This window comes from Corynebacterium sp. KPL4015 (genome assembly GCF_040225725.1).
GTDB lineage: Bacteria > Actinomycetota > Actinomycetes > Mycobacteriales > Mycobacteriaceae > Corynebacterium > Corynebacterium rhinophilum.
Genome location: NZ_JBEHGF010000032.1, coordinates 1 through 25320 on the forward strand (window position 1 = coordinate 1; position 25320 = coordinate 25320).

At 59.1% G+C, this 25320-nt stretch carries 26 protein-coding genes and 1 pseudogene; 9 read left to right on the forward strand and 18 right to left on the reverse strand.

Translation table 11 applies throughout. The features are described from left to right. Positions 1–262: 262 nt before the first annotated feature. A complete protein-coding gene (locus tag ABRP64_RS10405; protein ID WP_349866373.1) occupies positions 263–586 on the reverse strand; it encodes a hypothetical protein in 324 nt (107 codons plus the stop codon). 108 nt (positions 587–694) lie between these two features. Between ABRP64_RS10405 and ABRP64_RS10410 the strand changes: the two genes are divergently transcribed. Together ABRP64_RS10410 and hrpB are read left to right on the forward strand one after the other, a co-directional pair. Next, on the forward strand, positions 695–1360 hold the full coding sequence (locus ABRP64_RS10410; RefSeq protein WP_349866397.1) for a sugar O-acetyltransferase: 666 nt from the start codon (positions 695–697) through the stop codon (positions 1358–1360). Further along, the gene (hrpB, locus tag ABRP64_RS10415; RefSeq protein ID WP_349866375.1) at positions 1361–3631 is read left to right on the forward strand and encodes an ATP-dependent helicase HrpB; all 2271 of its coding nucleotides are present in this window, start codon (positions 1361–1363) and stop codon (positions 3629–3631) included. It abuts the gene before it with no gap. 1 nt (position 3632) lies between these two features. On the opposite strand, the pseudogene ABRP64_RS10420 reads toward hrpB, so the two are convergent. Beyond that, positions 3633–4403: pseudogene (locus ABRP64_RS10420) on the reverse strand (TSUP family transporter). 58 nt (positions 4404–4461) lie between these two features. On the opposite strand from ABRP64_RS10420, the gene ABRP64_RS10425 reads away from it, so the two are divergent. Beyond that, positions 4462–5568, forward strand: coding sequence for an AbrB family transcriptional regulator (locus tag ABRP64_RS10425; protein ID WP_349866377.1), 1107 nt, complete (start codon positions 4462–4464; stop codon positions 5566–5568). A gap of 22 nt (positions 5569–5590) precedes the next feature. Here the strand turns inward: ABRP64_RS10425 and ABRP64_RS10430 are convergent, their stop codons facing one another. Both ABRP64_RS10430 and ABRP64_RS10435 read right to left on the reverse strand, forming a co-directional pair. Continuing rightward, entirely contained in the window at positions 5591–7261 is a 1671-nt protein-coding gene (locus ABRP64_RS10430; protein WP_284864636.1) for a DUF885 domain-containing protein, read from the reverse strand. Between the two features lie 71 nt (positions 7262–7332). Then, positions 7333–7902 carry an LOG family protein gene (locus ABRP64_RS10435; RefSeq protein WP_284784935.1) on the reverse strand — a complete coding sequence of 190 codons (570 nt, stop codon included), beginning with the start codon at positions 7900–7902 and terminating at the stop codon, positions 7333–7335. A 108-nt stretch (positions 7903–8010) separates the two neighbouring features. Between ABRP64_RS10435 and ABRP64_RS10440 the strand changes: the two genes are divergently transcribed. Next, a complete protein-coding gene (locus ABRP64_RS10440; RefSeq protein ID WP_284770877.1) occupies positions 8011–9144 on the forward strand; it encodes an ROK family transcriptional regulator in 1134 nt (377 codons plus the stop codon). Here ABRP64_RS10440 and ABRP64_RS10445 read toward each other — a convergent pair. The 6 genes from ABRP64_RS10445 to amn form a co-directional block, all read right to left on the reverse strand. Continuing rightward, positions 9127–9723, reverse strand: a complete 597-nt coding sequence (locus ABRP64_RS10445; RefSeq protein WP_284852351.1) for an HAD-IA family hydrolase — start codon at positions 9721–9723, stop codon at positions 9127–9129. The two genes, ABRP64_RS10440 and ABRP64_RS10445, sit on opposite strands and share 18 nt — an antisense overlap. Positions 9724–9735: 12 nt before the next feature. Further along, positions 9736–10089 carry a hypothetical protein gene (locus ABRP64_RS10450; RefSeq protein WP_284852350.1) on the reverse strand — a complete coding sequence of 118 codons (354 nt, stop codon included), beginning with the start codon at positions 10087–10089 and terminating at the stop codon, positions 9736–9738. A gap of 74 nt (positions 10090–10163) precedes the next feature. Further along, positions 10164–10652, reverse strand: a complete 489-nt coding sequence (locus tag ABRP64_RS10455) for a ferritin (protein WP_023016464.1) — start codon at positions 10650–10652, stop codon at positions 10164–10166. A 285-nt stretch (positions 10653–10937) separates the two neighbouring features. Continuing rightward, positions 10938–12419 carry a SulP family inorganic anion transporter gene (locus tag ABRP64_RS10460; protein ID WP_349866379.1) on the reverse strand — a complete coding sequence of 494 codons (1482 nt, stop codon included), beginning with the start codon at positions 12417–12419 and terminating at the stop codon, positions 10938–10940. Positions 12420–12440: 21 nt separating this feature from the next. Further along, positions 12441–12953, reverse strand: coding sequence for a phosphoribosyltransferase (locus ABRP64_RS10465; RefSeq protein WP_296089979.1), 513 nt, complete (start codon positions 12951–12953; stop codon positions 12441–12443). 72 nt (positions 12954–13025) lie between these two features. Beyond that, complete coding sequence (gene amn, locus ABRP64_RS10470; protein ID WP_284637185.1) at positions 13026–14429, reverse strand: AMP nucleosidase; 1404 nt, start codon at positions 14427–14429, stop codon at positions 13026–13028. 294 nt (positions 14430–14723) lie between these two features. On the opposite strand from amn, the gene ABRP64_RS10475 reads away from it, so the two are divergent. Beyond that, positions 14724–15737 carry an esterase/lipase family protein gene (locus ABRP64_RS10475; protein ID WP_349866381.1) on the forward strand — a complete coding sequence of 338 codons (1014 nt, stop codon included), beginning with the start codon at positions 14724–14726 and terminating at the stop codon, positions 15735–15737. Here ABRP64_RS10475 and ABRP64_RS10480 read toward each other — a convergent pair whose 3' ends face one another. From ABRP64_RS10480 to bioB, 4 genes are all read right to left on the reverse strand, one after another. Continuing rightward, on the reverse strand, positions 15738–16661 hold the full coding sequence (locus tag ABRP64_RS10480) for a Sir2 family NAD-dependent protein deacetylase (protein ID WP_349866383.1): 924 nt from the start codon (positions 16659–16661) through the stop codon (positions 15738–15740). A gap of 10 nt (positions 16662–16671) precedes the next feature. Then, the gene (locus tag ABRP64_RS10485) at positions 16672–17835 is read right to left on the reverse strand and encodes an ATP-binding protein (protein ID WP_349866385.1); all 1164 of its coding nucleotides are present in this window, start codon (positions 17833–17835) and stop codon (positions 16672–16674) included. A 178-nt stretch (positions 17836–18013) separates the two neighbouring features. Beyond that, positions 18014–18277 carry a biotin synthase auxiliary protein BsaP gene (gene bsaP / locus ABRP64_RS10490; protein ID WP_023024778.1) on the reverse strand — a complete coding sequence of 88 codons (264 nt, stop codon included), beginning with the start codon at positions 18275–18277 and terminating at the stop codon, positions 18014–18016. Next, a complete protein-coding gene (bioB, locus tag ABRP64_RS10495; protein WP_005276160.1) occupies positions 18277–19257 on the reverse strand; it encodes a biotin synthase BioB in 981 nt (326 codons plus the stop codon). Before bioB ends, bsaP begins: the two co-directional genes overlap by 1 nt. 77 nt (positions 19258–19334) lie before the next feature. Here bioB and ABRP64_RS10500 point away from each other — a divergent pair, with 77 nt between their 5' ends. Further along, positions 19335–20642 (forward strand): M20/M25/M40 family metallo-hydrolase, encoded by a 1308-nt coding sequence (locus ABRP64_RS10500; RefSeq protein ID WP_349866386.1) that lies wholly within the window; start codon positions 19335–19337, stop codon positions 20640–20642. A 13-nt stretch (positions 20643–20655) separates the two neighbouring features. On the opposite strand, the gene ABRP64_RS10505 is transcribed toward ABRP64_RS10500, so the two are convergent. The 3 genes from ABRP64_RS10505 to ABRP64_RS10515 are packed head-to-tail and all read right to left on the reverse strand — an operon-like array spanning position 20656 to position 22113. After that, the gene (locus ABRP64_RS10505) at positions 20656–20961 is read right to left on the reverse strand and encodes a CHY zinc finger protein (RefSeq protein ID WP_349866388.1); all 306 of its coding nucleotides are present in this window, start codon (positions 20959–20961) and stop codon (positions 20656–20658) included. After that, complete coding sequence (locus ABRP64_RS10510) at positions 20939–21772, reverse strand: hypothetical protein (RefSeq protein WP_349866390.1); 834 nt, start codon at positions 21770–21772, stop codon at positions 20939–20941. Before ABRP64_RS10510 ends, ABRP64_RS10505 begins: the two co-directional genes overlap by 23 nt. Continuing rightward, on the reverse strand, positions 21772–22113 hold the full coding sequence (locus ABRP64_RS10515) for a heme transporter (RefSeq protein ID WP_349866392.1): 342 nt from the start codon (positions 22111–22113) through the stop codon (positions 21772–21774). Before ABRP64_RS10515 ends, ABRP64_RS10510 begins: the two co-directional genes overlap by 1 nt. 166 nt (positions 22114–22279) lie before the next feature. On the opposite strand from ABRP64_RS10515, the gene ABRP64_RS10520 reads away from it, so the two are divergent. Then, positions 22280–23476 carry an HNH endonuclease signature motif containing protein gene (locus ABRP64_RS10520; protein ID WP_349866394.1) on the forward strand — a complete coding sequence of 399 codons (1197 nt, stop codon included), beginning with the start codon at positions 22280–22282 and terminating at the stop codon, positions 23474–23476. A gap of 28 nt (positions 23477–23504) precedes the next feature. Beyond that, the gene (locus ABRP64_RS10525; protein WP_284770862.1) at positions 23505–23939 is read left to right on the forward strand and encodes an LURP-one-related/scramblase family protein; all 435 of its coding nucleotides are present in this window, start codon (positions 23505–23507) and stop codon (positions 23937–23939) included. 85 nt (positions 23940–24024) lie between these two features. Here the strand turns inward: ABRP64_RS10525 and ABRP64_RS10530 are convergent, their stop codons facing one another. Then, positions 24025–25038, reverse strand: a complete 1014-nt coding sequence (locus tag ABRP64_RS10530) for an MFS transporter (RefSeq protein ID WP_349866396.1) — start codon at positions 25036–25038, stop codon at positions 24025–24027. A 120-nt stretch (positions 25039–25158) separates the two neighbouring features. On the opposite strand from ABRP64_RS10530, the gene ABRP64_RS10535 reads away from it, so the two are divergent. Further along, positions 25159–25320 (forward strand): transposase (locus ABRP64_RS10535; RefSeq protein WP_349866399.1); only part of this gene is annotated, 162 nt, incomplete at its 3' end.

Sequence of the window (25320 nt, forward strand, 5' to 3'; positions counted from 1 at the left end):
CGCTGCCGACGAAATGCGGGAAGCGATGGCATACCAAGCAGGAGTTTCTACTTTGGTGGTGGTCTGGACGGTAGGTCGGGCATCGAGCAAGCTCGCACTGTCAATCCTAGAACTCAAGCCTTTACCTCGTCCGAGGTCCCACATAGCCTAATCCAGAAATCAGACAACGGTAGAAGCATTATCGAACGGAAAAGGAACGAAAGTACCCACCTGTTTGAGGTCATTCATTGGCCGGCAGCATTTTGCATTAGAGCCGACAGCTCTATTGCTTCTGTGGCTGCTTTTTTAGTATTGTATTTTCTCCGGACATGAGATCTATTATTCCTGAGTTGATTGCGATGATTCCTATCCAAGACCCTGTTATATAGATGAAAAGTGTGCCGAGGAGTATGGCGAAGCAGCTAACTGCCTTTAGCTGTTTCGTTCTTCTGTCATTGGATTCGTCAGGCTGGTAGATCCGGGCAACCATGAGATCAACGGCGGCAACGGCTAGCAAAAAATACGAAATTTTTGTGTAACCGAATAAAGCAAAGACCCCTGAAACCACAAGCACCGCAATCCCAGCAAAGCCAATCAAACGACTCATCAGAAAAACACTCCACAATATGGTTTGCCAGTAAACTTCTCCTTAATTCTATCGAAAGGTGAGGGGGTCAAGTCCGGTATGCTCGGCAGGAACCACGCGCCCTCTACAATGGCCACCATGGATGAACAGAAGCTGCACGACCTGCAACGCTACGGCACTTGGGAGCGGATGACCGGTGGGCAGTGGCACCTGCCGGGCATGGGGGACATCGACAAGGAGCACCAGCGCACCTTTGGGTTGATTGGGCAGTTCAACGATCTGCACAACACGGATAAGGAGCAGGCGCAGGCAATCTTGCGGGAGATCCTGCCGGAGGAATCACACGTACCGGGGGCGCACGCGCCGCTGAATATGGAATACGGCTGCAATATCGTCTGTGGGGAAGGCGTCTTCATCAACTTTGGCAGCAGCATTTTGGCCCAAGCCAAGGTCACATTCGGGGACCGCGTGCTGATTGGGCCCAATTGCTCGTTCATTACGGTCGGCCACCCCGTTAACGATCACGCGATGCGCGAGGGCGGGTGGGAAATCGCCCACCCCATCACCGTGGGGCGCAATACCTGGTTTGGGGCCAATGCCACCGTCATGCCGGGGGTTACCATTGGTGAAAACTGCGTTATTGGTGCCGGCACGCTGGTGACCAAGGATATTCCGGATAATTCGCTGGTCCTGGGCACGCCCGGCCGAGTGGTGCGCACACTGGACGGCGATGAGGAATCGTGGGAGCGCAAGGAATTGGACGGACCCGTGGAAGGTTTTGGGGCCGCCAACTAAATGTTCGATCTTGCCAGCATTGGCGCGGGGCTGCCCGTAGCCAAGACCATCGATTCGCTGCCTAGCACCGAAAACGTCGTCATTCAGGCACCACCCGGCACGGGTAAAACCACGCTCGTGCCACCGGCGCTGGCCAATCATTCCGCAGGGCGCGGCAAGGTCATCGTCACCGCCCCGCGCCGCGTGGCCGTGCGCGCGGCCGCCCAGCGCTTAAGCACCCTCAGCGGCACCCCGGATAAGGTCGGTTTCGCCATCCGCGGCGAATCCCGCACGGGCAGCGAGGTCGAATTCGTCACCCCAGGCGTGCTGCTGCGCCGCCTGTTGAAAGATCCAGAGCTCGAGGGGGTGGCCGCCGTGGCCATCGATGAGGTCCACGAGCGCCAGCTGGATACGGATCTGGTGCTCGGGATGTGCCTGGAGCTGGCAGAGCTGCGCGAAGACTTCCGCGTCATCGCTATGTCCGCCACGGTAGACGCGCAGCGCTTTTCCCAGCTCATGGGCGCACCCGTCCACACCACCGAGGCGGTGACCTATCCCCTGGACATCCAGTACGCGCCGCAATCGGGGCGCGCGGCGGGGTCGCGGGAGTTTTACGGGGGCATCGCCAAGCAGGCAGCCCGCCAACACGAATCAACGCTGGTCTTCGTGCCCGGCGTGCGCGAGGTCAACCTGGTGTGCGAGGAGCTGCGGGGCCATAATGTTTTCCCACTGCACGGCAAGCAGACCACCGCGGAGCAAGATGCCGCGCTTTATACCGATGAGCAGCGCATTGTGGTGGCGACGTCCATCGCGGAATCCTCGCTGACGGTGCCTGGCGTGCGTGTGGTGGTAGATGCCGGGCTGGCCCGCGTTCCCCGGCGCGATACACAGCGCGGCATGTCTGGCCTGGTGACGGTCTCCACATCGAGGTCGAGCGCGGACCAGCGCGCGGGCCGTGCCGGGCGTGAGGCGCCGGGTACGGTCATTCGCTGCTATTCCCAGGACGATTACCAGCACTTTTCCCCGCACACTACGCCGGAGATCCTGTCCGCGGATCTCACGCAGGCTGCGCTGTTTTTGGATTGCTGGGGCGCGGGCCCGGATTTCCCGCTGCTCGATCCGCCGCCCGCCCAAGCCCTTGCGGCCGCGCGCGCCACCCTCGAGCGCATTGGCGCGACGCAGGAGCTCGCCCTGCTGCCCACCGATCCCCGTCTCGGCGCGGCCCTTATCCGGCACGGCAGCCAGGCGGCGCCCACCATCGCCGCGCTTGCCGATGCCCCCACCAACACCACCGATCTCACCCGCCGCCCCGCCCCGCACAAGGAAATCAAGCGCCTGTCCCGCCTGGTGGAGGATCTTGGCCCCGCAGACCCCGGCGAGGTCGTCGCCACCGCCTATCCCGAGCAGGTGGCCAAGCGCGTGGGCGAAGACTACCTGCTAGCTAGCGACACCCGCGCCCGGCTGCTGGATAACTCCGGGCTGGCCGGCTCGCCGTGGCTCGCCATCGCGGAGGTCACCCTCTCCAATGCCGGAAACCCCATCATCCGCACCGCCGCGCGCATCGCAGAGCCCGCCGCGCTGGATGCCATCGGCGTGACCGAAGAAACCCGCGCCTTCCTGCGTGAGGGCCGCGTGCGCGGGGTCAAGGTCCGGGCGGCCGGAGCAATTGTACTGTCCGAAACCCCGGTCAAGGTCACCGGCGATGCCGCTGCGCAAGCCCTTGCCGCCGGCATCCGCGAAGAGGGCCTGGGCTTATTTATCTTCAGCGAGAAGGCCCAGAGCTTAAAAGATAGGCTGCGCCACCTACACGCGCACTACGGCGATCCGTGGCCGGATGTCGATGCCACCGATCCCGCCGAGTGGCTCGGGCCTGAGCTGCACCAGATTGCCGCGGGAACCCCCACCGCCAAGATAGACATGTACCCCGCCCTGCAGCGCCTGCTTCCCTGGCCCGAAGCCACCCGCTTAGACGAGCTCGCACCTCAGCGCCTCCCAGTGCCCTCCGGCCGCGATGCCAAAATCGATTGGTCGGGCGAGCGCCCCGTGGTCCACATCAAGTTGCAGGAGTGCTTCGGCCTGGCCGAATCCCCGGAGTACTGCGGCAACCGCGTGCAATTTCACTTGCTCTCCCCCGCCGGCCGCCCGCTAGCGATAACCGATGATCTTGCTAGCTTCTGGTCCGGCCCCTACGCCGGGGTGCGCGCCGATATGCGCGGGCGCTACCCCAAGCACCCGTGGCCCGAGGATCCATGGAATGCCATTGCCACCGCGCGGACCAAGAACCGGATGTAGCCTAACCCCACTGCTGCCAGGATAGATAGCAGCTCATGACCACTACCAAGGTAAGCAGGGCGTAGCGGATAAACTTCGTTCCGCCGCTCAGCACCGTCCGCGCGCCCACCTAGGCGCCGAGGATATTGGCGGCGGCCAACGCGATACCAAGGGTCCACCACACGTGGCCGCCAAGGATGAAGGTCACCAGCGCGCCAAGATTCGTGGCAGTATTGACCACCTTGGCCATCGCCGCGGATTTTAGGAAGTTCTGGGAGAAGATGAAGGTAAAGGCCATAATCAGGAACATGCCGGTACCCGGGCCAAAGATCCCGTCATAAAAGGAGATGGCCGCGACCGCCACAAGCCCCGCCCAGGTGCGCCATCCGCCGCGGATACCGGGTGACTCGGTGGTGCCGAAGCTCGGCTTAAAGGTCACGAAGACGCCCACCACCACTAACAGCACGATGATGAGCGGGCGCATGATGTCGCTATTAAGATTCGCCGCCACACTCGCACCCAGCCCGGCGCACACGAGCGCGATGAAGGCGTAGCGAACGAGCTCCCCTGCCGGCGGGCGCACCTTGCGTACCAAGGTCACGGCGGCCGATGCCGTGCCGGATACCGCCGCAAGTTTATTGGTGGCCAGCGCCGTTGCCGGCGCGAGCCCCGGAACCACGGCAAGCAATAGCGGAATAAGCACGAGGCCTCCCCCGCCGATGACCGCGTCGATCCAGCCTGCCCCCGCCGCTCCCACAAGGAGCACCGCCCACTGCGCCACGTCGATATCCATGAGGAGATCATAAACCCCGCGGCGGGGAGGTCTAGACTCGATCGGAGACGAGCAGAAGATGGGAGAATACGTGGCAAAACGGCACTGGGGAATGAGCGTAGACACCCACACCATACTGCGGTGGGGCATCGTGGTCCCCGTCTCCATCCTCTTGGGCTGGCTTTTTAGCATGTGGCACGTACCGGCCGCGTGGATTTTAGCCGCGATCATCGCCTCCGGCGCCATGGCCCTTATCACCGGTGAAGACCTCAAGGTCAACCGCAAATTTTATGGTCTATCGCGCGGATTCATCGGCATCATGGCTGCGCTGCCGCTGACGGTGGTCTCCTTCGGCCAATTGGTGGGATACCTGCCGGCGGCCATAACCATGTCCTTTGTCACCATCGCGCTGGGAATCTTCTGCGGGGTCATGCTGCACCGCCAGCGGCCACGGGACGTCTCCTCCGAAACCGGTATCCTGTCCATGCTTCCCGGCGGTGCCTCGCTCATGCCCGCGCTTGCCGATGAACTCGGTGCCGACTACCGCTACGTCGCGCTCACCCAATACCTGCGGTTATTGATCGTTTCCGTATCCCTTCCCGCCGTCGTGGCCTTCCTCGATACGCCAGCCGGAAGGGGCGGTGACTTAAGGCTCGAGGCGGAAACCACCTGGTGGATCATCGCGTTGGTGCTGGTTATCGCGCTGGTCGGCGAAAGGCTTGGCAAATTCCTGCACCTGCCCGCAGCGGCGGTCCTCGGCCCGCTGATCTTGACGGTGCTGGCCTCGTTCTTCCTGCCGGAGGGGCATACGCTGGAGCCGATTTATGCCTTTAAGGTTATTGCCTTTTTATCCATCGGATGGGTCTGCGGCGGAGGTCTTTCTCTCCCCTCGCTCAAGGCCTTTGCCAAGCAGCTTCCCGCGACGATTCTTTCTATCGCGGCGGTCCTCGGCCTCTGTGCGGCCACGGCGTGGCCGCTGATGCACTGGCTCAATATCAGCTACTTCGAGGCCTACCTGGCCACCAGCCCCGGCGCGCTAGAGACCGTGCTCGCGCTCTCCGCAGAAGGCGGGGCTGGCCCCGTGGTGATTGCGGTGCAACTTACCCGCCTCATCGCCGTGCTGGTCATTGCGGGATACTTGCCGCAGCTCATCAGGGCCGTCAGCAAGTTTTCCACACGGCGCTAGCGTGCGCGGCTAGCCTGCGCGCTTAGTTATTGAGCACGGCTTCGCGCAGCACCGACATCGGCACCGAGCCAAGAGCCAGGGCCTCGGAGTGGAATTCGCGGGCGCTCATACCCTGCTCCTCGGCGGCGGCGCGGGTTTCTTGCCACAGGCGCTGGCCCAAGGCATAGGACGGCGCCTGGCCCGGCCAGCCCAGGTAACGGTTGACCTCAAAGTTGAGGTTCGCATCATCCATGGCAGTGTTTTCGCGCATGTAGGTCTTCACGTGGGCCTTATCCCATACGCCGGATACGGTGCAGTCCGGCAGCTTCTTGCCCAGGTGCAATCCGATATCCACCACGACGCGGGCCGCGCGCAGGCGCTGGGCATCGAGCAGCCCCATCCGCACGCCAGGATCGTCCATGTAGCCCAGCTCGGCCATGAGCTGCTCAGCGTACAAGGCCCAGCCCTCGCCGTGGCCGGAGTTCCAGGTCACCGCGCGGCGCCACAGGTTCAAATCCTCTTGTACCAGGGCAGAACCCAGCTGCAGGTGGTGGCCCGGCACACCCTCATGGTGCACGGTGGTCAGCTCCTGCCAGGTGTGGAAGGTATCTTGGCCCTCCGGCACGGACCACCACATGCGGCCTGGGCGCGAAAAGTCATCGCTGGGCGGGGTGTAGAAGATGCCACCGGTGCCCGCTGGGTCGATACGGCACTCGATCTCTTCGACTTCTTCCGGAATGTCGAATTCCTTGCCGTTGAGCTCGGCGATGACCGCATCGGCCTTGCTCTGCATCCACTCCACCAGGGCATCGGTACCGCGCAGGGTATAGCGTTCCTCGTGGTTAAGCTTGCGCATGGCAGAACGCACCGAGCACTCCGGGCCATAAAGCTCGTGCGCGATCTTTTCCTGTTCCCCGCGCAGGTAGCGCACCTGGTCAAGGCCCCATTCATAGGCCTCGTCCAAGTCCACGGAATCGCCAACGAAAAGCTTGGAAAAGCGCTCGTAGCGCTCGCGGCCCACCGCGTCCTTATTAGAGGACTGCGGCTGCAGGTCATTAGACAGCCAATCCGAGAACTCGCCAAAGGCCTCCTTGGCATTCTTCACCTCGGCGGAGTCGGGGGCGAGGCCGAGGCCCTCGAGCATGGAATCGGCATCGGCAAGCCGCTCGCACTGCACAATGACCTCAGAGATCTGACGGTGCGGTGCCACCATGCCGTGGGAGGCCGCTTCCTTCAGGGACTCGCGGTAGCCATCCAGGGAGCTCTTGACCTTGGACAGGCGGGAGCGAATGGCCTCGCGGTCCTCCTCGGTATCCTGCGGCATAAGCAACAGCGAGTCCCGGATGGTCTGGACGGGCGAGGCAATATTATTAAGGCTGCGAATATCCTCGCCGTGATGGTGCAAATCCAGATCTAAACAGAGCCGATCCCGCAAGACGGCTGCGGTGACGTAATCCACGTCATCGAAGTCATCCTCATCATCGGATTCATCGGTGGTGTCATCCAAGGCATCTAGATCCGCAACCATGTCGCGGGTGCGATCAGCAACAGCCTCAAAATAGTCGGGGGAAAAATCCTGCAATTCGCCTTCAAAACCGTCAATGCCCCACGCGGTTGCATCTGTTGGGGATAGCTCGGCTAGGTCGTGAACGAAGTTATCGCACGAAGCGTCCAGTAGAGAGGGCTGGCGCTTAGCGGTCTGCTCAGAACTCATAAGAGGGAAGTCTAACCCTTTATCTTGTTGATAGGCCACCCAGGCCCACCCAAATGTTGCAAACTTGTTAGCTAATCGTTGTTCCACTTCGTGCCTGGGTAGTGCCACTGGGCAAAACCATCCAGCACGGCCGCGGGATTTTCCTCTATTACCAGTGCTTTTACAAAGCGGGGCAGGATGAAGCCCGCCTCAGCCATGGCGGCATACATGTCATAAAAGGGCTGCCAAAAACCTTCCACGTCAACCAAGCCAACGGGCTCGCGAATGCTGCCCAGCTGTTGTTGGGTCAGTACCTCTGTTACTTCCTCCAACGTGCCCACGCCGCCGGGCAAACAGATAAAGGCATCCGCCAGCTGCTCCATCCGGGTTTTCCGCTCGGCCATAGAATCCACTACCTCAAGCCGGGTCAAGCCTGGATGGGAGATTTCTAAATCCACCAAAGATTGCGGCATGACGCCAGTAACGGTGCCGCCAGCATTCAGGCAGGAATTGGCAACCTCGCGCATGAGGCCGATATTTCCGCCGCCATAAACCAAGTTCAGCCCGCGACGGGCAAGCTCGCCGCCCAAGTGTTGCGCCGCTGCGCTATACGCGGGCGAATTGCCCACGGCGGAGCCGCAATAAACCGCTACTGATCGCATGCGCCCCAGCATAGGGAATTTTTGGCCTACCTCCACCTTTAGACCATTCGGTACGTACACCTATGAATAGATTAGACAAAGCAGTCTGTGACACATATACTTTCTTTCATGATCAAACCTGGCCCCGTGTTCACGCGCCCCCGTACACCGGCCGCTAAGTGCCTTCACCTGGTGCGCCTGAACCCGATCATTACCCGTAGTGAGCTGGTAGAAGCCACCGGACTCTCCCAGCCCACCATTACCCGCGCTACCACCGCGCTCCTAAACGCAGGACTCATCCAAGAGCGCACCGACCTCACCCAATCCCAGGGCCGAGGCCGCCCTACAGTTCCCCTCGAGGCCGCGGATAATAACTGGGTACTCGGCGGCATCGCCGTCGGCACCTCCGAGACCTATATCGGCCTCTATGACATCAAGGGCCGCACCGTTGCGGAGGAAGAAATCACCACTCCTGTCGCCCGCCTGACGGAGGAAGACTTTCTTGAACACATCATGGCCGGCATCAACCGCATGATGACGGGCCTGGATCGCCGCCTCGTGGCCTTAGGAATTACCACCTCGGGCACCGTGGATGAAGAGGGCCTAGTCACCGCAGACAATCTGGGCTGGCACGGTGTGGATATCGCGGCGCGCCTGCGCTTCCAATTTAGCGTCCCCGTGGTGGTTACCTCCGCCATTTCCGCCATTTTGGGCTCGGAGACCCAGGCCGCCGAGATTGGCACGAACGAGCGCGTGCTTCTGCTCTTCGCGGACGATTCTTTAGGATCAGCGCTATCCGCCGATGACGAGGTAAATTCCATCATCCCGCTGCCACAGACCCGCTCTGACCTACTGGGGCACGGCGCTTCCGAACACCTCTTGGCCACCCAGTCCATTCTGGACGCCGTGCGCCGCCACGGCATCGAGGCCAATACCCTGCCCGAGGTCGCGACCATCGCCGAATCCAATTCAGCCGTGCGCGCCATTTTGGATGAGCGGGCCCGCCAGCTGGGCCAGATTACGGCGGAGATGGTCCACGAATACTCGCCGAAAACCGTGGTGATTGCCGGCGGGGCCTTTACCGGCGATTCCCGCGCGCCCCAACTTTTTGCCTCCACCGTCCGCGATTCCGCCTCGGAGGACCTAGAGCTGCGCATGATTCCCAGCCACAAAGAAATCGTGCGCGCCGTCGCCCGTACCGTGGCTACCGATCAGCTATTGCGCGAACCATTGGAGCTGGGCCGCTCACTCCAGACCGCGTAAAACCTCGCGCGCGGAGTCGATCCCGGTAAACAGGTGGGCTTGCAACCCGCAATAAGTGGCGCCCTCGATGTAGTCGATGCGGTCATCGAAAAAATGCGTGTCCTTGGGCTGCGCTGAGAGCGCGTCCACCGCCACTCGGTAGGCCTCTGGGTGCGGCTTGGCCACCCCAATATCGCAGCTCAGCGTTACCGCCGCGCACTCTGCCAACCACGGGTGCTGCGCGCGCACCTGCTCCGCCAGGGTTGTGGGGATATTGGATAAAATCCCCACGCTAAAGCCCTCCCCGATGAGCCCTTTAACCAGCGCTATCATCTCTGGGTCAGCCTCGCGCAGGTACTGATTCTCGCAGGCCACGGCCCCAGCGCAGTCAATGGACCCCATTCCCGCGCGGGCGGCTATTTCATTCCAGTAGTGGCTATCGCTAAAAATTCCGGCATCGTAATCCGGCCGGAAATAGTTATAGGCCTCCCAGAAGGCCTCCGGGTTCGCAGGCGCGAGGAAGCGCTCTAGTTCAGCGTGCGCTTCCGGCGTGGCGGGGCGCAGCAGCACGCCGTACAGATCAAACAGCAACTTCGGCATAATGCATCCAGTTTATGCGCGCCTAGTAGCTTGGGTTTGCACTGCCACAATCCCTACCGCGGTACCGGCGATAAAAATCACCAGCGCCAGCGTCGCCTGCGCCATCGGCAAAACGATGAGCACGGCCAGCGAGGCCAGCATCAGCATTCCGCTCAGGGAATATAAAGAACGGTTGACCAGCCCGCGCTTGCCGATGACCCCACACGCCAGCATCACCACCCCCGCAAACGGGCTCAGCATGAGCGCCGCGGTGGTCAAAAAGATGCCGAGGGTCACGTGGCTTGAGATGACCGCAGCACCGATGATGAGACTTAGTGCCAAGACCGCTAAGACGGCAGAGAGGATTGCTTTCAGGTGTGCAGACATACGTCAATCCTCCCACAGCAGCGCAGTGCCATGGGAGGATTGATTTAAATCTTGATGGGTTTGTTATTCACAACTTAGGAGTTGCGGTTAGCCAAACGGGAATCGATGCGCAGCAGACCAGCGCCATCGTTGCCCACGAGCTTGATCTGGTCAATAATCTCAGAAACGGTGTCCTCTTCCTCGATCTGCTCAGCCAAGAACCAGTCAATGAGCTGGCGGGAGTCCAGATCCTGAATGTCAAGGGCAACGCGAGCGATCTCGCGAATCTGCTCGGAGACCTTCTGCTCGTGAGCCAAGGAAGCCTCGAATGCATCCAGCGGGGTGGCAGCCTTGATGGAGCCAACCGGGATATCGTTAAGCTCTACGCGGTAGCCGCGTGCCAAGAGGTGATCCGCAAGCTTCTGTGCGTGGACGCGCTCTTCGCCAGCCTGCGCCATGAACCAGTCGCGCATACCCGGGAAGGACAGGTTATCCATCTCGTAGGCCAGCTGGGTGTAGACCATAGCGGCACCGTGCTCGTTAATGACCTGATTGTTTAGCAGGGTTTGCAGCTTCTCATCCATTGCTAAATCCTTTCTGTAGGAATCAATTAATTGGTTGTAGGCACTACAATACCGAAATAAAATCCTCCGTCTAGCAAGGTATGCTTAATCAAACCCGCACCTCAGAGGCATTTTTCAGATTGGATCACCTAAGTTAGTTAAGACAAAGCTGCCCCACGGCGCGAAGTTACTATCGCCTAATAGTTCGAGGTCATCGACCTAAAAAGACGATCTCGCCGCGCTAGCCCACTCCATCCAACCCCCTGCAGCTAGTACGCTTATGCACATCAGGCCCGCAATGTGATATTAATCACCCAGTTGGCCGCTCAGGCGCTCCAGGCGCTGCGCGCTCGCCCCATCGAGGCCCCGAAACTCCACTTCAATGCCACGATCCGCGTACTTCTTCTGCACCGCATCCAGCGTCGCCACCGTCGAGGCATCCCAGACCTCGGCATCGGTAAGGTCCACCACCACGAAGTCCGTATCAAGCGTGTAATCAAAGGCGTAGACCAAATCATTCGAGGAGGCGAAGAAGAGCTGGCCATGCACCACGTAGGTATATCCGTCTACCAACTCAACCTCCACGAGGTGTGCCACCCGGCGGGCAAAGCCAATCGATGCAGCCACCACGCCTAAGACCACTCCTACCGCCAGGTTATGCGTGGCCAGCGTGCCCGCGACCGTCAGCAGCATGACGAGGATTTCAGAAAGCGGCATCAACTTGAGCGTGCGCGGGCGGATGGAGTGCCAATTCACCGTCGTCGCCGCGACGAGAATCATCACCGCGACCAGCGCGGCCATCGGAATGCGGCCTACCGCCTCGCCGAAAAGCAGGCACAGCACGAGGAGGAAGGCGCCCGCAAGGAACACCGACAAGCGCGTGCGCGCCTGAGACACCTTGACGCCGATCATGGTCTGGCCAATCATCGCGCACACGCCCATGCCGCCAATCGCCGCGGCCAATATATTGCCAATGCCCTGACCAAAGGACTCGCGGGTCTTATCGGAATGGGTATCCGTAATGTCATCGACAAGCTTTGCCGTCAGCAGCGATTCCATGAGGCCCACCAGCGCCATCCCAAAGGCATAGGGCGCAATTACCTGCAGGGTCTCCAGGTTCCACGGAATATCCGGAATGAAAAGGCCCGGCAGCGTCGTGGGCAACTCGCCCTGGTCCGCCACATCCGGCACCTTCCACCCTGCCGCGACGGCGATGATGCTTACCACCACGATGGTCACCAACGGCGCCGGAATTGCCTGGGTAAACCGCGGCAAAATGATCATGATGGCCAGGCCAATGGCCACCAGCACATAGACCATCCAAGGGACATCGATAAGGTGCGGCAGCTGCGCGGTAAACATCATAATGCCCAGCGCATTGACGAATCCCGTCATCACCGAACGCGGGATAAAACGCATGAGCTTGGCAATGCCCACCCACGCCAACAGCACCTGGATGATACCGGCCGCAAGCACCGCCGCCACCACGTAATCGTGCCCATACTCGTGCGCGAGCGGTGCCACTACCAGGGCAACCGCACCCGCCGCCGCGGAAATCATGGCGGGGCGCCCGCCGGTAAAGGCGATGGCCATCGCCATAATCACCGAAGAATATAGCCCCACCCGCGGGTCGAGGCCGGCGAGAATAGAAAAGCTTAAAACTTCCGGGATCAAAGCAAGCGCCACCGCCAGTCCGCCGAGCACCTCCTTGCGCAAACGCGCAGGTGAGGAAAAGGCAAAGCGGAAACTGGCGATGACGCCGGTGGGTGCAGGCTGCTCGTTAATCACGCCTGCACATACTAGTAGCTACTACGAGCCTTCCTGAAAGGAGCCATCCGCCGTGATGACCGGCAGCACCGACCAAGCAAAGTTGATCCACTTATCCGTCTTCTTCCACGAATAATCCGGTTCAAAGATGGTCTTCGGCTTGGTGTACACCACAGCGGAACGCACCTCATCGGCAGTTTCTTCCAAGAAGTTCACCACCAGATCCAAGGTCTTGCCGGAATCGGCCACGTCATCAACGACGAGCACCTTCTTGCCCTTGAGGGAATCCGTATCCAATTGCGGGGACAAGATGATCGGCTCATCCAAGGTCTGGCCAATATCGGTGTAGAACTCCACGTTGATAGCGCCCATGGCCTTGACCCCGATGGCATAACCAATGGCACCGGCCGGGATCAGGCCGCCGCGGGCAACGCCCACGATCAAGTCAGGAAACCAGCCGGATTCCACGATTTGCTCCGAAAGATTCCGGCTCGCTTCGCCGAAGACTTCCCAAGTGAGGTTCTCCCGGTCCGGGTGGATCCAATTCTCAATCACGATTGCGCGGCTCCTTTTGCGTCATGGGCTTTCTTTGTAGTTTAACTAGCGATACCTACCAAGGGAAAGCAGCTACCGGAAAGGAACCTCTCCCAGCGTCCGCCGCAGCTTGCGAGTGCGCAGGCGCTCCGGATTTTCTGCCAGCTGTTCCACCGCGCGCACCGCGCACATGACGTGGGCTTCCTTGGAGTTGGAATAAAACGCCTGGGCCTGCGCCGGCAGCTTCGGCACGGCGTGCAGCGGCAGATCCGACACGGACAGCAGCGTGCCATAAGGCACGCGGTAGCGGTACCCATTTGCTGCCAAGGCGCACGATTCCATGTCCACCGCCACCGCGGTAGAAGTGCGCAACCACTCCCACAGATCCCGGCTGGTGCGCCACTCCCAATCGCGGTCATCGGTCGATAGCACCGTGCCGGTGCGCATGAGCGAATTATCGCTGCCGTAGACCTCATCCACGGCCGCCTCCAGCATGCGCTGGACCTCTGGAATGGCCGGAATCGGTGTGGAAGAAACCACCTGTCGGTCCAAGATGTGGTCGTGGCGCTCGTAGGCATTGCCCAAGATCAGGTCACCGATGCGCATGCGCCCATCCATGCCGGCGCAGTGGCCAATCATGATCCAGGCCTCCGGCCGCAGCACGGCCAAGCAGTCCGTAATGGTCTTCGCATTCGATGGCCCCACCCCGATGTTGATCATCGTGATGCCATCGCCACCTGCGGTAATGAGATCGAACCGGGGCATCTGAAAGCGCGAGGTCAGCGTCAGCCCATCTAGGTCGAGGTCCACCGCATCATTAGGGTGAATGGTCTCCCCATTGGGCAATACCAGCGCCGTATACCGCGAATCCTCCTTGGTCAGCTCGCGCAGGCCGAATTTCACGAATTCCGTGGTATGCATCGCGTAATTGGTAAACAGAATGTATTTCTGCACCGTATCGACCTCGACGCCGGTGTAGTGCTCGATGCGCGCACAGGCAATATCGAAGCGCTGCGCCCCGAAGTGAAAGAGCGGCTTTTCCCCGCCGTGGAAGGCATCCCACTCGCCATCAATAATCGCATCGTTGACCTCATCCAAGGTCGGGCGCGGGATAGGGCCGCGCTCCTGCGGCGCCGCCGGGGCATCTTTGATGTATTCCGGCGGAATGCGCTCATCCGATTGGCCCACGAAGATATCGCACGGATAGTTATTGGTCAGCCGCGTCAGCTGCTCGTGCAAGTACTCCCGGATGATGTGCGGCTTGGAGACGACCGCAGAATACTTGCCGGCCTCGTCCACATAGCCAAAGGGCTCGGAGCGGTCAATCGGCTGCCATTTACGGATCTCCACTGTCACCTTGGGATAAACCACATGGCGATAATCATCGAGGGTGCCGGAGGCAAGAGCCTCGCGCGCCATCTCGCACGAGGTTTCATAATGCTCAATTAAGCGAGTCACCGCTTCATCTACGGAGTGGACATGCTGCAGATCGGTCATACCGGCGAGTTTAGCGGGGACCGCGCAGCACGGCAGCGTAGACTTTTACCCCGGCTATCCTCCCGAGGCATAAACGAAGGCCCGCCGACTGCGCATCGGCGGGCCCTCTCCCCATGACTAATCTCTGGCACTTAGCGGCAAGGAGTGGAGCGCCCTACGCCGTAAGCACCGCCCGTGATTAGGCAAGCCTAAGGTTACAAAGATTGTGGCGTGAGGTCAAGGGCTTTCTCCATAAATTTCTTCAACTTTTCTAAAGAGGCCATTTACCTGCATTAACACGTATGATTGGAAGGCATGGCTGTCGAATCTCTTGCAGAGTTGAAAAGCATTATTTCTGAACAACTCCTCAAATTCGGGCGCACCAACGAGGAAGATGCACCCGAAGAAAAAGATTCGCCACGCCTTGGCATCGCTTCCCCAGCCGCGGCCAGTGCTTTGCAGGATGACGTCGCCGACGAGATCGTTGACCGCCTCAAGGCCGAAAAGAACAAGTCCAGCCCCGGCGATTCCGCCCTCGACGCCGATGCCGCAAAGACCCTCCCCCTCGGCGCGCGCACTAAGCCGCGCGGCGTTTTCGAAGACGATTGGGGCGCCCGCCCGAACGACAAACGCCCCTGGCCGGTCATCCTGGTGCACGGCACCTGCGATACCAAGGGCGTCTGGCAAATTATGGGCAATATCTTGCGCCGGGACGGCTGGGCGGTCTTTGCCCCTGATTATGGCCATCGCGCCACGCAGACCATCCCGGAATCTTCGCAGCAGCTCGGCGCCTATATCGATACCGTGCTTGCCGTGACCGGGGCAGACAAGGTCATCTTGGTGGGCCACTCCCAGGGTGGCCTGCTCGCGCGGTACTGGATGCGCATGGACGGCGGCGCCGAAAAGGTCATCCACCTCATGAGCATTAGCGCGCCTAATCATGGGACGACCCACGGGGGCATCGCCAGTCGCCTCATTCGCACCCAACGCCAAGAGGCGGTGATCCGCTCCATTATCGATGGCTGGTTTGGCCCCGCCGGCATGGACCAGGTGGTAGGCAGCGAGGTGCTTCGCGATGTCAACCGCGACGGCGACCTCGAATCCGGCGTGAGCTACACCTGCATCGCCACGCGTTCCGATGCCGTCGTTGTCCCGCCCGAGACCTGCTTCCTCGACCCAGGGGGCGCTCCTGAGGGTGCGGTGCGCAATATCTATATCCAAGATTTTGACCGCCACGCCGTGGTCATGCACGAAGATATGCCCATGGATAGGCGCGTGCACGCCATCGTGCGCACGCTGCTCAGGATGGTAGAGCACACGCCGCGTTGATTAAATCTCCAACTCATCGAGCAGGGCATCAAAAGCCGGGCCCACCTGCGTGCGCCACAGCGTATCCACCTTCTTATCCCCGCGGCCTGGCCCGCCATTGATAACGGCCACGCGCTTGCCCTGCTTCTTCGCCTCAAGCACAAAGCGATAACCGCTCATCACCGCCAGCGAAGAACCGGCGACCAGCAGCGAATTAGCCTCATTCAATAGCGCAAAGGCGGCATCCCGCCGCGTGGCTGGCACGGGCTCGCCAAAATACACCACGTCTGCCTTGAGCAGCTCCGATCCGCAGCGCTCGCAGCCAGCCATCCGGAACGCCGCAACGTCTTTCTCATCCAGTGTCACGTCACCATCCGGGTTAACTTGGTCCCTTTCCACCACTAGGCGCTCCAGGTACCCCGGGTTCGCGGCCGCTAGGCGCGCATCGAAGTGCCCACGATCCTCATGGTGCCCACACAGCAGGCACACCACGGTTTCCATATCACCGTGCAGCGTCACCAGTCTCTCCGTACCCGCACGTTTATGCAGGCCATCCACGTTTTGGGTGACCACTCCATTAACCAGCCCGGCGCGCTCCAACTCCACGAGCGCATAATGCGTGCGATTCGGCGCCGCGGAATCCATCACGCGCCAGCCCACGAAGCTACGCGCCCAATACCTATGGCTAGCGGCCGGATCATGGCGAAATTCCTGATACGTCATTGGCCGGTGCCTACTCAGCGAGCCCCGCGGACCGCGATAATCCGGCACCCCCGATTCCGTCGATACCCCCGCCCCAGTGAGCACCATGACCGGCCCGTTACGCAGCTGCTTGGCGATGTCCCCCAAAGCCTTCCCCACCTCCGTGTGCGGCGCCGTCTCCTCCACGACGCGCGCAATCGATCTCAGCGCGGACTGATGAGCATGGGCTACAGCGGGATCCATACCCACCAATCTAATCAAGCGCCTTCAAGTACTGCTCAACGGGGACTACCTGCGCACCATTCGCTTCGAAGGAATGCTGGCCGCGGTATAGCACTGTGCGGTTTGCGGGTTTGATCTCCAGCTCTTCACCTACAGTCGCGAGATGACGCGTGTATTTGGAATGATAGGTCTGCGATGCCTTGATTTCATAAGCCTTAGGATCGCCGCCCGTAAAATCCAATAGGTCGATTTCTCTTTTAGAACTATCCCGATAGAACCGTAGATCCGGCTTGCGACCAGAGTGAATATGCGTTTTCATGGTTTCTGCTACCACCATATTTTCACACACTGCACCTGACTGTGGATGCACAGAAAGTTCTTCTGGTGAAGAAATACCAAGAAGGTGGCACAACAGACCAGTATCATAGAAATACAACTTCGCGGTCTTAGTAAGCACCTTCCGGGGATTGGAATGGTGGCTGGGTAAAGAAAATATGATGAAACTAGACTCCAGAATTGAGACCCAATTTTTTACCGTCTGGAAAGAAACATCAATCTCATTTGCGATTGCGGAATAGTTGATTAAGTTTCCAGCTTGCAGCGCACAGACCTTAATGAATCGCCAAAAGCTATCACTATTCCGAACATTGAGTAACCCACTCACATCCCGTTGGAGATAAGTCTGCACGTAGTTTTCAAAATAGATTTCCGGAGGAATTTGCGCCTGGTACAAGCGCGGATATCCTCCACGAACCATAAATTCATCAACGGTCAGATCAGCTGATATAGAGCGAGCTTCCATGAGGCCGAAGGGCAACAAATGACTGATCCCAACGCGGCCCGCCAGCGATTGCGTTATGGATTCCATAAGCAAGAAATTTTGCGATCCGGATAAGATATATTGCCCAGGGCTTCCCACTTCATCCGAACGAAGTTGGACAACGGAAAACAGATCCGGTGCATATTGAGCCTCATCTATAATCAACGGTCCACGTTGGCTCGAAAGGAAACCCACAGGATCTTCTTGTGCCACCCTTCGGATACTTGGATCCTCAAGATTGAGGTATGACAAGTCCGGAAACATTTCTCTCAGAAGGGTCGACTTCCCAGACTGCCGCGGCCCCGTCACGCTAACAACTGGAAACCATTTCATTAACTGCGCTATAGATCCACTGAGCTGCCGAGGAACAAACATATATTTACCAAATTTCGCAAGTAGGACGCACCAAATCTCTAAAGTAGAGAGTACCAAATCTCTAAAGTAGGACGCACCAAAATTCGCAAGTAGGATTACCTACCCGCAGTTCACGGCTGTTTTTCAATAGAAAAAGGAGCCGCCTGCCATGCGGCAGCGGCTCCTTATCTTGGTAGTGCTAACTCTCTGGTAGCTGCTCTACGTATAACCACTCAGAATCTAGCTCCCCGTGGCGCGAGCACTTTGTGTGCCAGCCATCGGGGCGCACCTGGGCCACCATGCGGCGGCCACAGATCTGGCAGTAGCGCGGCACGTCGAGGCCGGCGGCTGCAGCGGGGTGCAGCGTGAAGACCTCTTCGATCGGCTTGCCGGTATTAGGGTGGAAAATTGGCTCGTCTCCAGCCAGGACGGCGGTTGCCAACTCAGAGTTCGGCTCGGACACTACAGAGCCTTGATCGGGAGATCGATGCGGCCCAGCATGTCCACATCCTTTTCGATTTCCTGACCCAGGGTGGTCAAGTAGTTGCCGGCAATGATGGCGTTGATGCCGCCGAGCAAACCGCGCTCGGTGCCGTCATCGCCAAGCGAAAGCTCGCGGCCGCCAGCGAAGCGGAGGGTGGTGGAGGGCATCGCCAAGCGGAATGCAGCAACGGCGCGCAAGCCCTCACCCAGCGGGACCAGCGGGCGGTCAGCGAACGGGGTGCCCGGGCGAGGGTCGAGGAAGTTCATCGGAACCTCGCACGGATCGATCTCTGCCAGCTGGGCTGCGAACTCGGCGCGCTGCTCCAGGGACTCGCCCATGCCGATGATGCCGCCACAGCAGACTTCCATGCCTACCTCACGCACGTAGTCCAGGGTCTTCTTGCGCTCTTCCCAGGTGTGGGTGGTGACCACGTTGGGGAAGTAGGAGCGGGAGGTCTCCAGGTTGTGGTTGTAGCGCTGTGCGCCCATGTCCTTCAGGCGCTGTGCCTGCTCGCGGGTCAGGGTGCCCAGGGAGCAGGAAATCTCGATGTCCACGGCATCGTTGATAGCTGCAATGGCCTCGCCCACCTGATCCAGGAGGCGATCATCCGGGGACTTCACCGCGGCAACGATGCAGAATTCGGTGGCACCGGTCTTGGCGGTCTTCTGTGCCGCTTCCACCAGCTCAGGGATGTTCAGGCGCACTGCGCGCACTGGGGACTCGAAGAGGCCGGACTGGGAGCAGAAGTGGCAATCCTCTGGGCAACCACCAGTCTTGATGGAGATAATGCCTTCCACCGATACGTCCGGGCCGCACCACTTCAGGCGGGTCTGGTGGGCGATATCAGCAATTTCTTCCAGCTGGGAATCTGGAACCTGCAGTACTTGTAGTAGTTCTTCCTGGTTAAGGCCTTTGCCTTGCTCCAGAGCTTTCTCACGGGCGATGTCGATGATGCTCATGCAGTGAACCCTACTTGAACGCCGTTCAACTTTGGCCAAAATCACAAAATTTTTTTCGCGGGATTACCCTAAGGGGCATGACGCTTTACGATGACACCCTCGAACTCCTCCAAGAACTCATCCGCAATGCTTGCGTAAACGACCTCACCCCGGATTCCGGCTTTGAGGTGCGCAATGCCGATACTCTAGAGAACTTTTTTGCCGACGAAGACGTCTCCATCGAGCGCTTCGAATCCCACCCGGGACGCGTGTCCATCGTGGTGACCGTCCCCGGAGATCCCGCCAAGGAGCCCCTCACCCTTATGGGGCATACCGATGTCGTGCCCGTCGACGAGCCCAAGTGGACCAAGCCCCCCTTCGAGGCGCTCATTGAAGACGGCAAGCTCTACGGCCGCGGTTCCGTAGACATGCTCTTTATTACCGCCACCATGGCAGCCGTCACCCGCGAGGTAGCGCGCGCCGGCAACCCCGGCGGAACGCTCGCCTTCGTGGGCATGGCCGATGAAGAGGCCCGCGGTGGCCTGGGCGTGCGGTGGATGGCAGAAAACCACCCCGATGCCTTTGCGTGGAAGAACTGCCTCTCCGAAACCGGCGGTAGCCACCTGCCCGGCGCGGTGGGTTTCAACGTGGGCGAAAAGGGCGCCGGCCAGCGCCGCCTCCACGTCACCGGCGATGCCGGGCACGGCTCAACGCCCTACGGCAAGGACTTTGCCATCGTAAAGATCGGCGAGGTCGCCCGCCGCATCGCCGAGGCCGAGCCACCCACAGCCTCCAACGAGATCTGGGAGGGCTTCGTCCGCACCTTCAAGTTCGATCCTGAGACCGAAAAAGAGCTTATAGATGGCACCGGTGACTACACCAAGTTCGGCAACCTCGATGCCTACGCCCACGCCTTTAGCCACACCACCATCGCCGAGACCGTCCTGCGCGCCGGCGGGGCCATCAATGTGCTGCCTTCCCACGCCTACCTCGAGATGGATATCCGCCCCTTCCCTGGGCAAACCCAGGAAGACTTGGACGATTTCCTCCGCAGCGCACTGGGCGATCTCGCCGATGAGGTAGAAATCGAGCACCTCATTACCGAAGACGCCACCCAATCCTCCACCGATACCGAGCTCTGGCGCACCATTGAGGCCACCGCCAAAGAGTTCTTCCCCGATAAAGACGTCGTGCCCGTCCATGCCACCGGTGGCTCCGACCTCCGCTTCGCCCGCCGCAAGGGCGGCAACGCCTATGGCTTTGCGATGCACGCCGAGGGCCGCGATATGGCCAGCGCCAACTCGCAATTACACAGCCACGATGAGCACCTCTACCTCGAGGACCTAGATCTCACCGTGCGCGCCTACCACAGCTTAGTCAACCGCTTCTTGGGCTTGAACCAGTAGCACTCCCCCGCTATTACGCTGTCACCTGAAAATAAATCCCGGCATGCGCACTGCAGCCGAGATTAAACATATGCCCACACTCCGGGCATGCCTCGACAGTAGAATACAGCCGGTAATCCATCTCGAGGCCGCAGGAACCGCAGAGGGCAGCGGGGGCATCGACAAGCATGGGCCCAAACTCATGATCCGTCAGCTCCGCATGGCACAGCGCGCACGCGAAGTACTCGCCACAGGTCGCGCACTTATTGGCCACCACGTCGAGCGGGGAATGCCAATGCTTGCACCGGCCCTCCGCATCAATCGCGCCGCGAATCTTCATGGTTCTGCCACTCCTTCTTCTTCTTCGCCTCCGATTTCTTTGCATTGCGCACCGCCATCACCCCAAAGGCGATGGCAATAACTATAGGCATCCACACCCTGCTGTAATCCATCAGGAAAACCACCCACTCCGGCGGTGCAAAGTGCACCGCAAACTGCGGCGCGGGCAAGGTAATCTGCGGTGGCTCCGGCAGGTTCGGCAAATTTGGCAGCGGAAGGTAAATCTCTGGGAAATCTACATCTGGCAGCTGCCAATCCGGCAGCAAGCGCGACAGGATGCGGCTAATAATAGGAGCCAAAACAATCATCGCGATGGCCCACCCGGACTTCCCCAGCCCACCGAGCAGTGGATACAGCACGCGCTTGAAGGGGCTTTTTTCCATTGCCTGGCGCCGCTTTTCGCCCAAGGAACCCGCCGGCGGATCAAAGGCCACGGCCTCCTCCCCATCGCGGTAGTAGACATCCTGTATCTCCCCGAAGGGCGTGGCTTGGATATCTACATAGGGCTTAGTCAACGGCGCACTATTCTCACTGAATGAGAGATCGTTTTCCAGATTCTTCTGCAATGAATAACGGCCGCCACGCGGCTTGTCGTGCCGGCTGCGAACCTCGCCGTCGACCACGATCTGCATGCGGGGTGCAGGATTCTTGCGCCAGAGCTGGATGCGGTGGATAAAGGGGGCATCGCCAAGCACCGGCGTAAATTCCTTCGGCTCCTTGGGCCATTCGCCCCGCTCAGCGAACTCGGCATCGTAGCCACGCTCAACCTCGAGCAGGCCGGCCTCAGGGTGGTCCAACCGCCAGATTTCCATCAGCGCTTCCTCACCTTGGCGCCCAATTTGCTAGCACCCCACGCCAAAAGGACCACTACCGGCAGGTAAATCCATGTCCCCTCGTTGAAGTACATCGCCATGGCCGCGAAATAAGCGATGCCCGCAACCCAGAAGATGGTCCATGAATAGCGGAATGTGGTGGCATCGATAAAAGCAATAAGCACGGTAAGCCCACCCATGAGGCCGAGCAGCGTCATGCCGGAGACCGCCTGGTATATCGCCGGCGGGAGCACCAAGAAGACAGCGATCATTGCCAAGGGTGCCCACCACTGCCACCACGCGCGGCCGGGTTCTTCCTGCGTTTCCTGCTCCTGGCTCATACCCTCCTCAAGCTAGCACATAATTTTGCTTTTTGAGCTGGTTATCCTGACGGAAGAATATGCAGTCCTACCTGCGAAAACGCGTTAAAACAGGCGAATGTCCGGCGGGTGTTCTATAGTATTTTTCGTACACACGTTCTCAACACAAATTTAGGTTTTAAGCGCCATGGAAGATCCCTACTTTTCCACGACCAACACCAAAGACCCCACTACACACTTAGCTTTTGAGATGCGAAAGGCTGAATACGAGTTCTGGACTGAACAGATCCCCGATCTCGATTCTGATTTCGAATTAGTCATTCAATCCCTCTACCGCACCACCGGAGTTAATCAGGGGCGAATCGGCCATATTCTGATGGCCCTGTATCGCCTAGAAGAGCTGCCCCAGCTGAAAGAACTGCAGCACCAGCTCTATCACTTAGATTTAGACCGCCTCATTGCCATCAATAAATCCCTTAACCGCCTGGGCAACCCGACCCCGGAGGTAGTCGCGCGCATCGATGAGCAGCTCACCGCCTACCTCACACCCATCCGCGCCAACCAGGCCATGCGGACGCAAGCGCAGATTAAAAGGAAGATTAATGAGCTCATCAACCTCGAAGATGACACCCTCGCGGTCAAGAAGGGGCCAACGCAGCCGCGCTACACCATGGAGAATTGGGGAAACAATACCGCGGCGATGACGCTGAGCGCGGATCCCTCGGTGATGGCGTGCGTCGATAAGTGCATCAAGGAGACTGCGCTCAAGCTGGATTGCTCGCTTGCCGATGCCGCCATTTCCCTCCTCACCGGCAATACCGAAGCGCCCCAGGTCATCCTGAACGCCTACAAGGCAACCGATGTCCCCAACTCCCCCGCATTCATTGAATCCGTCGGATGGCTCGACCCAGCGCGCTCCAACGCGCTGCCCTACTCCAAGATCCGGGAAATGAACCCGGATAAGGAGGTTAAGGGATACGTAACCCCGCCAGATATGGCAGCCTACCTCGAAGGCTTCGACGGCACCTGCCGCTACCCTGGCTGCAACCGTCCTGCCACGGTGTGCCAAAAGGATCACCGCATCAACCACGCGGATGGCGGGCCGACGACTCCCACAAACCTTGCGTGCCTGTGCCAGCACCACCACAACATAAAGACCGATGGCCGGGCCTTCTACGTCATGGATCCGCACACCCGGGACATTATTTGGCTCTTCGAAGACGGCACCTGGACCGTCACCGAGCCCTCCGGCCCGCTGGCGGAAAAGAATAAGAATTGGGTGCAGACTTTTGCACAAACCATGACCGTCCACCGCGCACGGGCCTACGAAGAGGCCCACGAAGCACAAGAAGAAGCAAAAACCACCCCTAGGGAGGAGGATTAAAAACGCCCACTGCCATACATTGGCTGGCATGATGCAAAACTTATTCACGCTCAACGAGCTGGTTATTTCCCAGACCAAGTCCCTCCTCAAGGATCGATTCATGATTTCTGATGTCAACGGGACCCCAGTGGGCACCATTGTGCAATCCACCAGCCTTAAGGAGATGGTGTTTAAACCCTCCCGCAGCTTGGAGGTCGCGCTCACGGATGCCGAAGGCAACCCCCAACAAACAGTCATGACGATCTCGGATCCGGCGAATTTTTTGAGGGATACCTACGAAGTACACCTACCGGGAATTGAACAGCCCATGGCCGTTATCACCAAGCGCTTCTCCATGTTCAAAACGAAGATGGAATTAACAATGGAGGGCTTTGCCGGCGTCGAAGTGCACGGCGATTTCTGGGATTGGAACCTCACCATCACCTCCCAGGATCGCCAGCTTGCCGATGTCTCCAATAAATAGACCGGCATGGGCAACTACTTCATGGGCAAAAACACGTATCTTCTACGGATCGCGCCACACCTCAACGAGCAACAGCACGCCGCTATCATCGGCGCCGTAATGAGCATGGATATGCTGCGCACGAAGAAAAAGAAAAACAGCAACTAGGTGCGCACATGGGCATCAGTGCAAACGGTGTTTCAGGACTGGTCCCACTGTAAGCACGGAGGTTCCAATTCCGGATACGGCAAGTGCCGATGGCGCTTACGACAGGCGCCCCGATGATGTATCCGATAAGCATCGCAGAGCTATTTATCGATCCCATCGTAGAAAGGGCTTTGGGCTTAACCTCATCAGGTGCGGTTCCAACAACGATGATTCGCAGTGCAGCCACCTGAACGGCATTGCATACTCCGCCAAGGAAGAAGCATGGAATACAGAGCCACAAGGAGGGAATTAGACCGGGTAAAGCAATAAAACACCCCATGGCGAAGCCGGCTCCGGTCAGGGCCTTCTCGGCATTGTGTGCGCTGAGATGGGCTGAAAATCGTGCGCCAAAGATGCGGCCCACGATGAAAGCCTGGGCGATGATTGCATATACCGTACCGCTCGCCTGGAGGGTACTGGTTACATAGAAGACAAGCGCAATGTTAAAAATCGAGGTGCAAATGATTGCTCCCCAAATGCTGGTTAGCGCGAAGCGAGAACTTCTATTTTTCAATAAGAGAGAAGGAGCCTCGAGTACCTTTTGGAAAAAGCTCGGTGAAGATTCTTTCAGTCTTAGCTGCACTGAATTGTCCTGGGACGTGGATTTGTAGAGGAAGAAAAAGACAAGTAGCGAAACCGCCACGGCGCAAGCTTCAACAAAGAGTGCAGTCTGCACGTTCCTTTGGTCAAGAAGTAATCCTCCCAGCAATGAGCCAAGGAATCCGCCGCCAAGGCGCGCGGTATCCAAGAGGGAGAAGGCTTTCGCTTGCTGGCTTCCACTGACTTGGGAGTCAACGATAGTGAAAATGGCTGGAATCGACAGTCCGCTTAAGCATGCGGTGACGAGGTTTCCAAAAATGAGGATCAACGGCTCTGGAAAGGCTGTCATTGCTAATAGGCCCAGCAGATCCAATAAGAGAACAAAAATTGCTATTCGATAGCTGCTGAATTGGTCTGGGCTGGATTAAATAGACCATGTGGTTTGATCGTGTCTTCCGTGACAGCCCCTTGTTGGGCAGGAAGACTGATAATCATGAAGAAGTTGCCAAAACACACTCCTGAGCAGATCGTGGCCAAACTTGATAAAGCCCGATCCATGAAGGCCTCGGGTAGTACCTTAGCCGAAGTCTGCCGCGACCTCGGTGTTAGCGAGGCAACCTACCGTCGCTGGGTCAAGCAGTACGGCGAGATGTCC